Consider the following 13,251-nt stretch of genomic DNA (forward strand, 5'->3'; position numbering starts at 1 on the left):
AAGGAAGCATTCAATGACCATCAACATCAAAGAGATCACCGAAAAGGACCGCAACTCGGTCTTGCATCCTTTCACTCAGCTTAAAGATTTCGCCACTGGCAAGCTCGGCGACCCAACGATCGTGGTGACAGGGAAGGGGATCCGCATCCAGGACGCGCATGGCAACCAATTTATCGATGGCTTTGCCGGCCTATACTGCGTCAATGTCGGGTATGGCCGCACGGAAGTCGCCGATGCGATCTCGCGTCAGGCCTATCGCTTGGCGTATTACCACTCCTATGCGGCGCACACGACCGACGAGCTTGCGATCCTCTCCGATCGCCTTGTGAAGATGGCGCCGGGCAAGATGAGCAAGGTGTTCTATGGCATGTCCGGCTCGGATGCGAACGAGACCCAGGCCAAGCTTGTTTGGTACTACAACAACCTGCGTGGCAAGCCGACCAAAAAGAAGATCATCTCCCGTGAACGCGGCTATCACGGCTGCAGCGTCGTGTCGGGCTCGATGACGGGCATGAGCTTTTATCACGACCACATGGACCTGCCACTTCCGCAGATTGTTCACACGGGTGTTCCACATCATTACTGGGGCGCAACCCCGGGCGAAACCGAGCGCGAATTCTCCGCTCGCCGCGCCGCCGAGCTTGATCAGTTGATCGAGCGGCTCGGCCCGGACAACGTCGGCGCCTTCATTGGCGAGCCCGTCCTCGGCACAGGTGGTATCACGCCTCCGCCGGAAGGCTATTGGGAAGCGGTACAGACGGTCCTCAAAAAACATGATGTGCTGCTGATTGCCGATGAAGTGATCACAGGGTTCGGCCGCACCGGTTCCATGTTCGGCTCACAGCACTATGGCATCGAGCCAGACCTCATCACGATCGCTAAAGGTTTGACGTCGGCCTACTTCCCGCTTTCAGCGGCAATCGTCGGTGAGAAGGTGTATAAAGTCCTGGAGGATGGAGCCGACAAGGTCGGGGCATTCTCGCACGGCTACACCTACTCTGGTCATCCGATCGGCGCCGCCGCGGCCAACGCGGTCCTCGATATTGTCGAGAAAGAAGACCTCCCCGGCAATGCGCGTGACGTCGGCGCGTTTTTCCAGGCGCAGTTGCAGGAGAGGTTCGCGCAGTTGCCGATCGTCGGCGAAGTGCGGGGCGTCGGTCTTATGGGCGCAATCGAGTTCGTTGCCGATCGCGACAATCGGAAGCGTTTCGATCCGGCGCTCAAGGTAGGTGCGCGAATCTCGAAGGCCGCCCGTGACCGTGGTCTTATCGCTCGGGCCATGCCGCACGGGGACATTTTGGGCTTTGCTCCGCCGCTGGTTACAACCAAAGCTGAGGCGGAGGAGATTGTTGCAATCGCAGAAAGCGCCGTGCGCTCGGTTATGGATGAGCTTGTTCGCGAGAGTGAGAAAATCTGAATGAGTTGGGCCATCTTGTCGTAATCAAGGCGCAAACTCAAGCGACGGCCTGATCGGCTTGCGGGGCTGCCAGCTGAGCTGGTGCCGCGTTCCGCTCATTGAGTTTTCGGCGGAATTCAATGCAGACACTGCTCAGGAGGAACTGGTGGCCAATTCGACCGCACTCAATCCCTGGGAATGGCCTGAAAGCCATTGGCGGCGGCGCATCAACAAAGTCAGAGCGGGCAAGGCACTAAGACCAATGTGGCCCGGCGGTAAACGCTGTGCCTTCGCCATCTCGTTCGACGTCGATCATGAGTCGAACGAATTGCGCAGGGGAGGGCGATCGCTAAGCAGATTATCCTGGGGTCAGTACGGGAGCCGACGAGGGATGCCTCGGGCTTTGGAACTCTTGAGAAAGTACGACGTTCCGGCGAGTTTTTTCGTTCCCGCTGTGATCGCTCAGTTGTATCCAGACGAGCAACGCGCAGTTGTCGATGAAGGCCATGAAATTGGCATGCACGGCTGGATACACGAGCTAAACTCGGAACTGAGCGCAGAGAGCGAGCGCTCTTTAATGATGAGGAGTGCCGACACTCTTGAAAAAATCACTTCCAAACGCCCGACGGGAATTCGAACGCCTTCCTGGGATTTTTCCGACGCAACTCTACGGATCATACGTGAAACCGGATTGACATACGACTCATCCCTTATGGCCGATGATAGTTGCTATGAGCTGCTGGAAGACGAGGAACCCACGGGAGTGATTGAAATACCGGTCGAATGGATTCGAGACGATGCCACTTATCTTTGGATGAGTCCCGATGGGTCTTCACGGCCAGATTTATCAGTCGACGACGTGCTTTCTGTATTTATTCGGGAGTTCGAAGGGGCCTATCAAGATGCCGATTTATTTCAGCTGACTCTGCATCCACACGTCATTGGATATCGCTCACGGATCTGGATCGTAGAAGAATTAATTCGACGCGCCAAAGCAAAGGGTGACGTTTGGTTCGCCACACATCATCAGGTCGCCGAGCGTGCGTCCTCATGTCTCTGAAAACTCTCAGACAGGAACGCCGGTAGAGTGCGGTGTTCTTGGGGCGGCGCAAGCCGTCCTGCGCCTCGACCGTTGCGGCGGTCACCAATGGATTTGGAATGACGCGGATCATCCGCTGTCCGGTATTCGCTTTCAGAGCGGGTACAGTGGGAGTTCTTATCTTGGAGGAGGACTACAATCTTGATTGACACGACCTTTGCCGGAAAAACGGTGCTGATTACCGGCGGGTGGCGCGCTTGGCCCGGCCAGTGCCAAACTGCTGGCGGCGGGTGGAGCGGATTTGGTGTTGGCTGACCTGTCGCAAGAGGCTCTGGACCAAACTCTGGCCGCCTGTCCTGGTGCCCGTTGAGTTGTCTGCGACGTGACCGATCCGGCGATGCTGGAAGGGCTGGTCGACCTCGCCCGCGAGAGCTTTGGCCGGCCGGTTGAGGGCTTGGTCGCGGCCGCTGGCATTACGGTGCGATGAAGCGGCTGATAGACGTGAAGGGTACGAAGCCATGTTCAGCTTCAACGTCGGGGCCATTTGGCGAATCTGCAAGCTGCATCCCGCAGATGCGCGAGCTTGGCCGCGGATCGGTGGTGCTCTTCAGCTCGACTGCTGGTCTGCAGGCCTCGAAGGACGTGCCGATCTATTCGGTGACCAAGGCGGCGGTTGTGATGATGACTCGCACGCTGGCGCTGAACCACGCGGCAGAAATATCCGCGCAAACTGTGTCTGCCCCGGAACCATCGCCAGCCGTTGGCCGAGGCCGGCGTCGCCTTCGCCCGGGGAGAAGCGGCACAGGTCGAGCGCCGGACGAAGATCATCGCTGCGCATCCGATGGGCCGAATGGGGTTGCCGTCCGAGGTGGCGACAGCTGTCGGCTATCTGCTGGACGATGCGGCGGGCTTCACCATCGGCGCCGCGCTTACGGTCGACGGAGGCAGCCTTGCCTAAGCTCCGGTCAGAAACACTGTCGTCGTCACCGGCGCGGCGCGCGGGATCGGTGCCGCAACAGCGGCGTGGCTTGGCTCGGAAGAGGCGTGGGTGTTGCTAGTGGATGTTCTGGATAAAGTGCACGACACAGCTGCGGGCCTTGGCCAGACGGCGCTCGTCTGCGATCTGGCCATGCCCGACGCCGCAGGGCGGGTTCTGGCCGCCTTGGATGCCGCAAGGATCGAGACGCTCGACGTCCTCGTGAACAATGCCGGCATTGGCGGTTCGAAGTCGCTCGCCGATACTGACGATGCCTTTTGTTCCCGCTGATCGATATCAACTTGCGTGCAGTCATCAGCCTGACCCGCGAGTTGCGGCCGCGGATGCGCCAGCCGGGCGGGCGGATCATTAATGTCAGCTCGATCCTCGGGCTTACGGGCTATCCCGGAACGGTAGGCTATTCGGTGGCCAAGGCCGGGATCGCGTATCTCACGCTCCAGCAGGCCGGCGAGCAGGGCCTGTAGGGTATAACCGTGAATGCGGTGGCGCCCGGCGTGGTCCCCACCGACATGACTCGAGCGCTGCACGTACGCAGCTACCAACGCCTGATGGTCGCGCCAATCCGCTCGAGCGCGTCTCCTCGCCGGAGGAGCAGGCGGCGGTGATCGCCTTCCTGCTTCGGACGACGCGTTCTACGTCTCGGGCGCAGTGATCCCCGTCGACGGCGGCTCCCGCCTGTCACAGTAGAGAAGAATAGCGCAATTTAAGCCTATACACAGGATGGCCCTGCAATTCCCGGATGCAGACCGACTCTGCCGGTAACCGGTTCCGGTGGTCGATCCTGTTAGCGGCGCCATTACCCGGCGCACATTTGATCGCGGTGGTGGGCAAGTTGAATTTACCCTTCGCGCGCTTCCCAGCGATCAATATGGCAGTGTCGTACTGCTCGGTCATTGTCGCAACGGTCGCGTTCAGCGTCGGCGCGAACCACAGCGCCTTGGCCACACCAGGTTGTAGCAGACGGATCGCCTCAGTGACCCGCCGAAGAAGCTGAGGCCGTCAATCCAGTCGGGCAGCTTTTGAGTCAGAGTTGGCAAAGGCTGCTCGAACTGAACGACTGTTGAGGAAAGCCTTTGCAGGCGCGGCGGGCGCGAGCACCGCGGGGAGCCGCAAAAAGGCACGCGGAGAGCTCTGCTGAGGCTGCAGTCAACTCAGCGTCCTTGGGAGCATATTGAAGTAGTATTTGCCCATCTCTCCCTGTTATGGCGATTTGAGAAGCAAAAAGCCCGTTCAGCGTTTAGCTTGGAGAATGTGCCCACTGCACTGCTCGCCCGCGAATCACCGATATTATGCAGATTTAGGAGCTCGACGCCGATCTCCTGCATTTGTTGGCGAGGATTGCTGGAAGAGTACCCATTCAATGCACTAAAATCCTGGAGTGGTCTGATCCTCATATTGTAAGTGTAGGCTGGCCTGATGCGGCTGGTTCCAAGTCTTCACAAAGGTTCCAACTACGCCTCCTCCCAAGGCGCATCGGCCCGGCAGCGAGTTCAATCTCCTGCCGGGCGTTGTAACTATTTGCGCACATTGGCCGATTCGGACCTTCAACGGGTTGGGCGGCTGCTGGCTGTCGGAGCAATGTAAAACTGGCTCATAGGCAAGAGTTAGATTGATGAGCAGTCTTGCGGACCAAGTCGCCGATCCAAATTCGCCAGGAGCATTTGCGCCCCTCAGAAATCCGAGCTTTCGTTCAATCTGGTTCGCCACGCAGGTCAGCTCGCTCGGCTGGTTGATGCAGACTGTTGCCATCAGCTGGCTGATGGCTACGATTTCGACTTCCGATCTGATGGTCGCGCTGGTTCAGGCTTCTTCAAACCTGCCAGCGTTCATCTTATCCGTCTTCGCCGGGGCCTTGGCTGATAATTTCAGCCGGCGCCGGGTCATGTTCGCCGGCCGGTGCCTTATGGTATTGGCATCTGCGATGCTGACGGCTTTTGTGGTGCTGGGCTTTGTCGATCCGTGGATGATCCTCGGCTTCAGCTTCTTGATCGCATGCGGCGGCGCTCTCCACGATCCAGCCTGGCAGGCCTCGGTTGGCGATATGGTGAACCGACGCGACGTTCCCGCCGCCGTCACGCTCCTCTCCGTTGGCTTCAACACTGTTCGGACCGTAGGCCCGGCGCTCGGTGGCATAGTAGTTGCCTCTTTTGGGCTGATGACGGCTTTCGCCGTAACCAGTCTTACCTATCTGGTCCCTTTGGTAACCATATGGCGCTGCAAGTGGATGGTTCGCTCATCACCTCTCCCACGTGAGTCGATGAGGACGGCGATCTATGACGGGCTACGCTTCACGGCGATGTCGTCGGAGATTAAGACGGCGATCACTCGCGGAACCCTCTTTGGTCTGGCGAGCATCGCCATTCTCGCGCTGCTGCCGCTGGTTGTCCGCGACCAGCTGGGAGGCGGACCGCTCGCCTATGGCACGCTCATGGCCGGATTCGGGACAGGCGCCGTCTTCGCCGGCATCTCGAACAGCGTGTTCAGACGGAGCTTGTCACAAGAGCGGCTGATGACGCTCGCATGCGTCGCCTGCGCGGCATGCTCCCTTTCGCTTGCGCTGACTTCTTCGATTGCAGTGGCGGCAATTGCACTCGCCATGGGTGGCGCGGGCTGGGTCACCGCCTGGTCCGGGGTCGGCGTGACCGTGCAACTGGCAAGCCCGCGCTGGGTCGTGGGGCGCACCATCTCGATTTACTATGCATTGATCGATGGCGGCATCGCAGCGGGCAGTTGGGTGTGGGGCACGGTGGCCCAGAACCATTCACTGACCTTGGCACTGGAGGGCTCCGCTGGAGCCCTTCTGCTGGTCGCCGCCACGGGCCTCCTGTTTCCCCTTCGCGAGCGCCGCGAATCCGATCCAGATGCTTTGGAGGACTTCGACGCACCGGCAGTCGCCCTCAATCTCAAGCCAAGAAGCGGTCCCATCGTGGTCAAAGTCGAGTACCTAGTGCCCGAGGAAAATCGCGAAGCATTCCTGGAACTCATGCGGGCGCGCCGGCATGTGCACAGTCGCGTCGGCGCTCGTCATTGGACTCTCCAGCGCAACCTTCAGGAGCCTATGCAATGGATAGAGACATTCCGCACGCCGACCTGGACCGACTACCTTCGCCTGAACCATCGTCTCACGGAAGCAGACAAGGAATTGGGTAAACAAGTGCTGAAATTGCATGCAGGACAGCTTCCGCCTAAAATCATGCTTTTTATCGAGCGACCAACAAGCTCGGCCCTAAAGTCCGATGAATCAGCACGTTATTTTCTCCGACACTGACTCTTCGAGGTTAACCCCTTGTATCTGCACGCAGAGGACTTTGTGCGATGGAAGCGACTGAGCCTCGAACCGGATGGCCATCCGGTTCGAAGCAAGGCGAAGTCGCCCGACACCCCTCCGGCCACAACCGTGGGTGAGCCTGGGATCTTCGCCTTCGTCACGTACGACCGAATAGTCGCTTGGCTCCAATCGCACGCACAAGGCAGGTTACCGTGAACAAGACTATCTGTGGAGTGGATGTTTCGAAAGACTGGCTCGATACCCATGTCGTGCCGAGCGGAGCGGCGGGCCGCTTTCGCAACGATGCGGCAGGCATAGCCGAGCTTGCTGCCTGGTGTTAGGTCAATGGTGTCGAGCTCGTCGTCATGGAGGCCAGTGGCGGCTACGAACGGCTTCCCTTCCTGCTGTCGTGGGAGTTGGGAGTAGCCTGCGGCATGGCCAATGCGAGGAGCGTACGCTGATTCGCCGAGGCGATGGGCTTCCTGGAGAAGACCGACAGGATCGACGCCGCCGTCATCGCCCGCTATAGCGAGGTCAAACGGCTGCAGCCGACGCTGCCGCCGAGCGCGGCCCAGCAGCGGCTCAAGGCGCTGGTCGCCCGGCTTTCCCAGGTAACCGCCGATCTCACCGTCCAGAAGCAGCGCAAGAGCGCTGCCACTGATGCCGATACCATTGCCTGCGTATTCCGATGAAGCCGGCCACCGATTCCGATTTGAAGCCGGCCAGTCATTCCGATTTCATTCCGGCCAGCATTCCGATTTGAAGGCGGCCATTTTTCGGTCTGATCCTGGGTCTCGTTGATGTTTGGGTTGGGTTTTGTTTCAGGTCAAGCTGACGGATAAGCCCGAAAGCGGCACCATGCAAGAATACAATAGGTCCACCGGTTCCATTCTCGCAATACAAAGTCGCGACGGCCCCAATCAATATGCAATGTTCGGTGATCATTGTTTCCTCAGCAAAAGCGAGCCAGATCGGTCTGCATTATGCATATGGGAAGCGAGGCTTCTGGTATTTACTTCATAAGCGTAGCAGCGTCTACAGGCCTTTTGCGCCAATTGCCCCCTAGCCGAACGCAGGAATTCGGCGTAGGCGCCCCAGTTCTTCAACCGCGAATTTGCAGGAAATTCCTAAACAAGCGCGGTGACCGTCTAGTGCATCAAGTTACGCGCGGAGCATCCTCCCCAATGCCTGCATCTGCGGCCTTCTAATCCGATCAATGTGGTCGCAAGCGGGGTGCGACCCGAAGCGCGCAATCACCATCTCCGCCTTTGGCGCTATGTACAGGTTCTGGCCGTAAAGGCCCCGACCTTCAATAGCATCAAGCTCGTCGTGTGATACCCACCATTGGCTTCGGTATGTATAGCCGAATGGGAGGTCCGGCTTGGCGGGGTGGTCGAGATCTTGAAGGTCGTAGACAACACTCGCGGGAACCAGTTGCTTGCCATTACACGAGCCTTCACATCGCATCAGCTCGCCGAAACGCGCCAAGTCGCGCAACGTCACATTGAGTCCGCTATGCGCCCTCGGCATACCGTTTGTCGGGTCGATCTCGACATAGGCGTCTTCTTCGCAGCCCAGTGGCAACCATAAGCGCTCCTCCAACAGTTGTGCGAACGACCGGCCCGTTGCGCGCGACATAACCCAAGCCATAACATTGGTATCGACGCCTTTGTAGACAAATTTGCCGTGCGCCCCTTCCTTTCGTATGGTACGCAGGTATTCGCATCTATATGACTTGTCTACACTTGTGTAATCTTCAGTAAAAGCAACGTTAGTTTGCATGTCCATGACTTGGCGGAGCGTTGCATCTTCCCACCCTGTACCTCGTAATTCCGGCACAAACTGCGATATTGTCTTCCTGTCGTCGAGAATGCCCTCATGCACCAACGCCGCGGCTAGGGTGCCCGCATACGATTTGGTGATTGACTGACACGAATGTTGTACGTGCGGCGCGAGTGCGCCGAAGTATCGTTCGTATATGATCCGCCCCCGATGCAGGACCAAAATGCCGTCGGTGTAGGTGTCGAATAGCGCCTCCTCGAACCGGTTGGTGCGGTCGTCCATGTCGACGAACGTGAGCCCATCGATTTCGGTAGACCTGTTGCTGCACTCAAGCTGCGACGGTCCGCCCCGCCCTCGCCACACTTGGACTGTGGGCCGCAGCTCACGCATATGCGATAGCGACCAGCGAAGCTGAGGAAAGGTCCAAACAGTTTCATTCTCGAATGTTACACGCTTGTCTGGCGGCGGCGGCGCACCGCGCATCCAGCCAAATTCGCGAGGATCCGATGCACGGCCGTCCAGGTATTGCTGTCCGTCGAATTCGAGTACGCTCTCCGACGCGTTACCGACGGTTTGCCGTTGTTTGAATTCTGTCATACATGGGATCCAATTTCATGCCTAGGCGCCCCCGGCGCCAGCTGGCTATCGAGAGTTGCGACCCAACCTCGGGAGTTCGGACTGGACTAAATCACAACATGTTATGATCATAGCAGCGGCAGGCGCGCATTCTATGCGAAATGTCCTCGACAACGCAGCAAATCAGCGTTGTATTGCGGCCGGCGCATACTTGCGGCCCCGCTCTCGCGTGGCAAGTAGGACCTAACTTGCCGAACGCTTCCAGCTACAAGAGGCATGAGCCATCATGCGCAGTATGCCGAGTACATCTCGATTAAACCGGGTCCGAACGGGTTGACAATTGTAACGCGTCTCCGCTGTCCGAGCTACGATGAGTCAAAAATTCTCTGGTCTATCAACGATGTTGACCCAGAGGGATACGTGCGAACTCGCAAGGCAAGAAATCGCGAAATGGCATGGGCGACTCTGCATGTTGGCGACGCGATAGTGGATAACGCCGTCGCCTTCGTAGGTGGGCTCGGCTTGAGTCGTCGCATGCGACGTCTCGAAGCAACCGCCCTGGTCAATAGCGACGTCGACCAGCTCCGAGCCCTTCTTCATGCCGGACATCATTTCGCGGGTGACGAGCTTTGGCGCGGCAGCACCGGCGATCAGCACGGCCCCGACCACGATGTCGGCAGAGAAGCATTCTTCCTCGAGCGCCCCGACGGTTGAGTAGCGGGTGCGCACACGGCCGGCGAAGAGGTCGTCGAGATTAGGGAGGTCGAGATTAGGGAGGTCGAGATTAGGGAGAGAGAGGGGCTTGGACCGCAGTTCCCACGTGACCAGAGTCAGCCCTGCAAGGTGTAATTCAACGCGCCAGTCCAGTTTAGATCCTTCCAAACAAGACGTCTTGTGGCGATGCAATCTGCAGCCTTCGGAGTCCAGCGAGTTGGCGAGTTCGCCGACCTCTCTGAGGCCAGGGTATCCGTGCTTTGTGAAATCGCCAGAGCGATCCGGCGAAAGCCAAGGGTAGTTCGCAGGAAACCTGCATCATCGAACTCGATTTCGCTGAATGCCAACAATGCAGAGCGATAAGGTGTCGTTCGTTAAATGACGGACCGGGATGGGTCCAATCAGCAGGGAGCAATGGCGCACCGCTAAGACACTCCTCTCGGTGGCGACGAAGGTAGCTTTCAAGAAAATAAGAACGAGAAAAAAGGGAACTATAGATGAACAATCATGTAACGACGGTCGTAGTTGCAGTCTCCATGGCGGTTGCGTCGATGTCTTTGTCAGCCAAGGCTTGCGCCGGCGAAGTCCTTGATCGTGTGCTCGCGGCACAGACATTGACGGTAGCGGTCGGGTCCGACTGGGGAGCCTTGTCTCACTTGAACGACCAACATGAACTCGACGGTGATGATGTAGAGGTCGCGAAGGGCATTGCGGACTACTTGGGCGTGAAGATCAAATTCGTGACCCCGGGCTGGGATATCATTCAGGCAGGCCAGTGGGGGGGGCGTTGGGACATGGCCATGGGTCAAATGACGCCGACCAACGATCGCGCCAAAAAATTCGCCTTCCCGGCCATGTACTTCTACGAAGGCGAAGTCGCTGTCGTTCACAAGGATAGCAAAGCGACGAAGCCTTCCGACCTGGAGGGCAAGATCGTCGGCGTCCGAGCGGGAACTCTTGGCGATTTGTATGCCAATCACAAGCTCACACCGGCATGGATCGGCGCTAAGCCAATACAATATCAATTTACAGCGGGCCAAGTGAAGGCTTATCCAAGTGCTAACTCTCTTACGCTTGACGACCTGCGCCTCGGCGATGGTGTTCGTCTCGATGGCGTCATTACTGAAGGAACGACGGCGGCTGCGGCAATCAAATCTGGCTATCCATTGAAGGTTATTGGCGATCCCTTATTCTACGCCCCGGGCGCTGTCACAATCGAGCGTGGCGATAAGGAGTTTATCGACAAGGTCGCTGCCGCGGTCAAGAAGATGAAGGATGACGGCACTCTTGCTAAACTCTCGGTCAAGTGGTTCGGGGGGGATTTCAGCGTCGATAAATAACATGACACAATCGTGGGCGTCCCCTTCCCGGGGGCGCCTCTTCTTAGGAAGAAAATGCTTATGCTTTACCACGATACAGTTGAATCTGAGGTGCTCGTCCACAAGCCATGGTTTATCGGCTGCATATTTGCAATTGTGCTCGCGGTTTTTCTTATCTTCAACGTAGCGGGCACCACGATGGGCGAACTCCTACGGCCCGTGATTGGCGATCACGCACAAGTGAAGTTTTACAGTCGCATTGCGATCGCTTTTGTAATTGCCGCAATGTTCTGCCTCAACCTCGTGCTGATTGGTTTTGTCCCGCTCAAAATCCAAATCGGGATCGTATGGTTTGAGTTGGTGCTACTGTTCCTTTCGCTCTTCGCGGCATTTGACTTAAGCATGCCATTTATTTGGGCAAACCTGCCATTTCTAATTACGCAGGGGGTAGTTACTACAGTTTACGTATCAGCGATGTCACTGCTATTTGCGTCGGCTATCGCAATAATCGGCGCGATTGCGAAACTGTCAAGCAACGGCATGGCTTACGCGATAGTCAGCTTCTACACTTCATGCTTCCGGGGTCTGCCGCTTCTCATGCAGGTTTATCTGATCTACATGGGCTTGCCCCAGGTAGGTTACGTTATTAATGCCGTGCCTGCAGGCGTGTTGGCGCTTTCGCTATGCAGTGGTGCCTACATGACGGAGATCTTCCGTTCGGGCATAGCCAGCATCGATCGCGGCCAGTGGGAGGCATCCCGGTCATTAGGTTTCGGCTTTGCGCTCACAATGCGCAGAATCATTCTGCCGCAAGCGCTTCCGGTTATCATTCCCCCGATGGGAAACACGTTCATCTCAATGCTCAAAGACAGCTCTCTCGTTTCGGTTCTTGGCGTTTGGGAGCTGACGTATCTAGCTCACTCACTCGGCCAGCCAACCTTCCATACTATGGAGATGCTAGTAACAGCGGCAATGATTTATTGGATTTTATCCGCCTGCCTGGAACTGGTCCAATCCCGGATCGAGGACCATTTTGCCAGAAGTAAGAAGCGATGATCGTGAATTCATTGGTCAAGCTAAAAAAGACGTCTAAGTTGGTTCGGCCATTTTCAAGGCACTTACAGATGCGCCAATGAACAAGAGAGATGCAATATTGAGCGACGAAGTCATCGAAGCTAAGAATGTATCCAAATGGTATGGTGCCTTCAGAGCACTAACTGACATCAACCTAACCGTCCGCAAGGGCGAACGTATCGTCATCTGTGGGCCCTCAGGCTCGGGAAAGTCGACGCTGATCCGTTGCGTCAATCGGCTCGAAGCGCACCAGGATGGCGAGATTACCGTCACTGGGATTAGGTTACATAACAAAATGCGCAACGTAGCTGAAGTTCGCAAAAGCGTCGGCATGGTTTTTCAGCACTTTAATCTTTTCCCGCACATGACCGTGCTGATGAACTGTATGGCGGCGCCGATGTGGATAAAGGGCGTTCCAGAGGGTGAGGCTAGAAAGATCGCGCTTAAATTCCTAGAGCGCGTGCGCATTCCCGAACAGGCGAACAAATATCCGGCTCAGCTCTCCGGGGGACAGCAGCAGCGCGTCGCAATTGCCCGGTCCCTCTGTATGGAGCCTGCAGTCATGCTCTTCGATGAGCCGACCTCCTCGCTCGATCCAGAGATGGTCGCTGAAGTGCTCGAGACTGTGACCGGACTCGCACGCGACGGCATGACCATGGTATGCGTCACCCACGAGATGGGCTTTGCGCGCGCCGTGGCCGATCGAGTAATCTTCATGGATCGAGGTGAGATCGTCGAAGAGGGTACACCGCACGACTTCTTCAGAAACCCGCAGCACGAAAGAACGAAATTGTTTCTCAGCCAGATCTTGTCGCATTGAGGGAGCCATCCTTCAACGAGGCCGTTCGACCGAGTTACTGTGTATCGAATGCGTTGCCTCAGGCCAGCGAGACAACATGTGCGGATATTGTATTCGTACGTATTGGCTGACATACATCAGAGCGTTCTCGGCAAGCGCCTCGTTCCCGGAAGCGCGAGAGTAGGATCCCGCTGAGCTTGTGCGCAGCCCACCGTGCCAGTTCGCGTCCAGGCGCGCTGAGGATTGGCTCGCCACACATGATCAGGTTGCAAGAGTGCGGCCTCAAC

The 13,251-nt window shown here is 57.3% G+C and carries 9 protein-coding genes and 4 pseudogenes; 10 read left to right on the top strand and 3 right to left on the bottom strand.

Going from position 1 to position 13,251, the window contains the following annotated elements:
- Window positions 1-13: 13 nt before the first annotated feature.
- From EOA13_RS12445 to EOA13_RS39370, 5 genes and pseudogenes are all read left to right on the top strand, one after another.
- A complete protein-coding gene (locus EOA13_RS12445) occupies window positions 14-1,417 on the top strand; it encodes an aspartate aminotransferase family protein (RefSeq protein WP_063169325.1) in 1,404 nt (467 codons plus the stop codon).
- Window positions 1,418-1,562: 145 nt separating this feature from the next.
- Window positions 1,563-2,456 (top strand): polysaccharide deacetylase, encoded by an 894-nt coding sequence (locus EOA13_RS12450; protein WP_224570030.1) that lies wholly within the window; start codon window positions 1,563-1,565, stop codon window positions 2,454-2,456.
- 739 nt (window positions 2,457-3,195) lie between these two features.
- Complete coding sequence (locus tag EOA13_RS39360) at window positions 3,196-3,393, top strand: SDR family oxidoreductase (RefSeq protein WP_063169323.1); 198 nt, start codon at window positions 3,196-3,198, stop codon at window positions 3,391-3,393.
- 27 nt (window positions 3,394-3,420) lie between these two features.
- Window positions 3,421-3,702: pseudogene (locus tag EOA13_RS39365) on the top strand (SDR family NAD(P)-dependent oxidoreductase); the annotation flags it as partial.
- Entirely contained in the window at window positions 3,690-3,896 is a 207-nt protein-coding gene (locus tag EOA13_RS39370) for an SDR family oxidoreductase (protein WP_199489648.1), read from the top strand. The pseudogene EOA13_RS39365 and the gene EOA13_RS39370, both read left to right, overlap by 13 nt.
- A gap of 400 nt (window positions 3,897-4,296) precedes the next feature.
- On the opposite strand, the pseudogene EOA13_RS38675 reads toward EOA13_RS39370, so the two are convergent.
- A pseudogene (locus tag EOA13_RS38675) lies at window positions 4,297-4,463 on the bottom strand (IS21 family transposase); the annotation flags it as partial.
- Window positions 4,464-5,044: 581 nt separating this feature from the next.
- Here EOA13_RS38675 and EOA13_RS12470 point away from each other — a divergent pair.
- Both EOA13_RS12470 and EOA13_RS12475 read left to right on the top strand, forming a co-directional pair.
- Window positions 5,045-6,700, top strand: a complete 1,656-nt coding sequence (locus EOA13_RS12470) for an MFS transporter (RefSeq protein WP_063169321.1) — start codon at window positions 5,045-5,047, stop codon at window positions 6,698-6,700.
- A gap of 269 nt (window positions 6,701-6,969) precedes the next feature.
- Window positions 6,970-7,356 (top strand): annotated as a pseudogene (locus tag EOA13_RS12475) (transposase); the annotation flags it as partial.
- Window positions 7,357-7,861: 505 nt separating this feature from the next.
- Here the strand turns inward: EOA13_RS12475 and EOA13_RS12480 are convergent.
- Window positions 7,862-9,079, bottom strand: a complete 1,218-nt coding sequence (locus EOA13_RS12480) for a serine hydrolase (protein WP_063169320.1) — start codon at window positions 9,077-9,079, stop codon at window positions 7,862-7,864.
- A 354-nt stretch (window positions 9,080-9,433) separates the two neighbouring features.
- Window positions 9,434-9,811, bottom strand: a pseudogene (locus tag EOA13_RS12485) (alanine dehydrogenase); the annotation flags it as partial.
- Between the two features lie 458 nt (window positions 9,812-10,269).
- On the opposite strand from EOA13_RS12485, the gene EOA13_RS12490 reads away from it, so the two are divergent.
- From EOA13_RS12490 to EOA13_RS12500, 3 genes are all read left to right on the top strand, one after another.
- Window positions 10,270-11,112 (top strand): transporter substrate-binding domain-containing protein, encoded by an 843-nt coding sequence (locus tag EOA13_RS12490; RefSeq protein WP_063169318.1) that lies wholly within the window; start codon window positions 10,270-10,272, stop codon window positions 11,110-11,112.
- A gap of 60 nt (window positions 11,113-11,172) precedes the next feature.
- Entirely contained in the window at window positions 11,173-12,147 is a 975-nt protein-coding gene (locus tag EOA13_RS12495) for an amino acid ABC transporter permease (protein ID WP_063170377.1), read from the top strand.
- Window positions 12,148-12,241: 94 nt separating this feature from the next.
- On the top strand, window positions 12,242-12,985 hold the full coding sequence (locus EOA13_RS12500; protein WP_135921822.1) for an amino acid ABC transporter ATP-binding protein: 744 nt from the start codon (window positions 12,242-12,244) through the stop codon (window positions 12,983-12,985).
- Window positions 12,986-13,251: the final 266 nt, after the last annotated feature.

Source organism: Mesorhizobium sp. M7A.F.Ca.US.011.01.1.1 (assembly GCF_003998295.1).
Lineage (GTDB): Bacteria > Pseudomonadota > Alphaproteobacteria > Rhizobiales > Rhizobiaceae > Mesorhizobium.

Bases quoted from the DNA above. Each gene is read 5' to 3' on its own strand.
- EOA13_RS12490 (WP_063169318.1), top strand. From the start codon at position 10,270: ATGAACAATCATGTAACGACGGTCGTAGTTGCAGTCTCCATGGCGGTT.
- EOA13_RS12480 (WP_063169320.1), bottom strand. From the start codon at position 9,079: ATGACAGAATTCAAACAACGGCAAACCGTCGGTAACGCGTCGGAGAGC.
- EOA13_RS12470 (WP_063169321.1), top strand. From the start codon at position 5,045: ATGAGCAGTCTTGCGGACCAAGTCGCCGATCCAAATTCGCCAGGAGCA.
- EOA13_RS12495 (WP_063170377.1), top strand. From the start codon at position 11,173: ATGCTTTACCACGATACAGTTGAATCTGAGGTGCTCGTCCACAAGCCA.
- EOA13_RS12445 (WP_063169325.1), top strand. From the start codon at position 14: ATGACCATCAACATCAAAGAGATCACCGAAAAGGACCGCAACTCGGTC.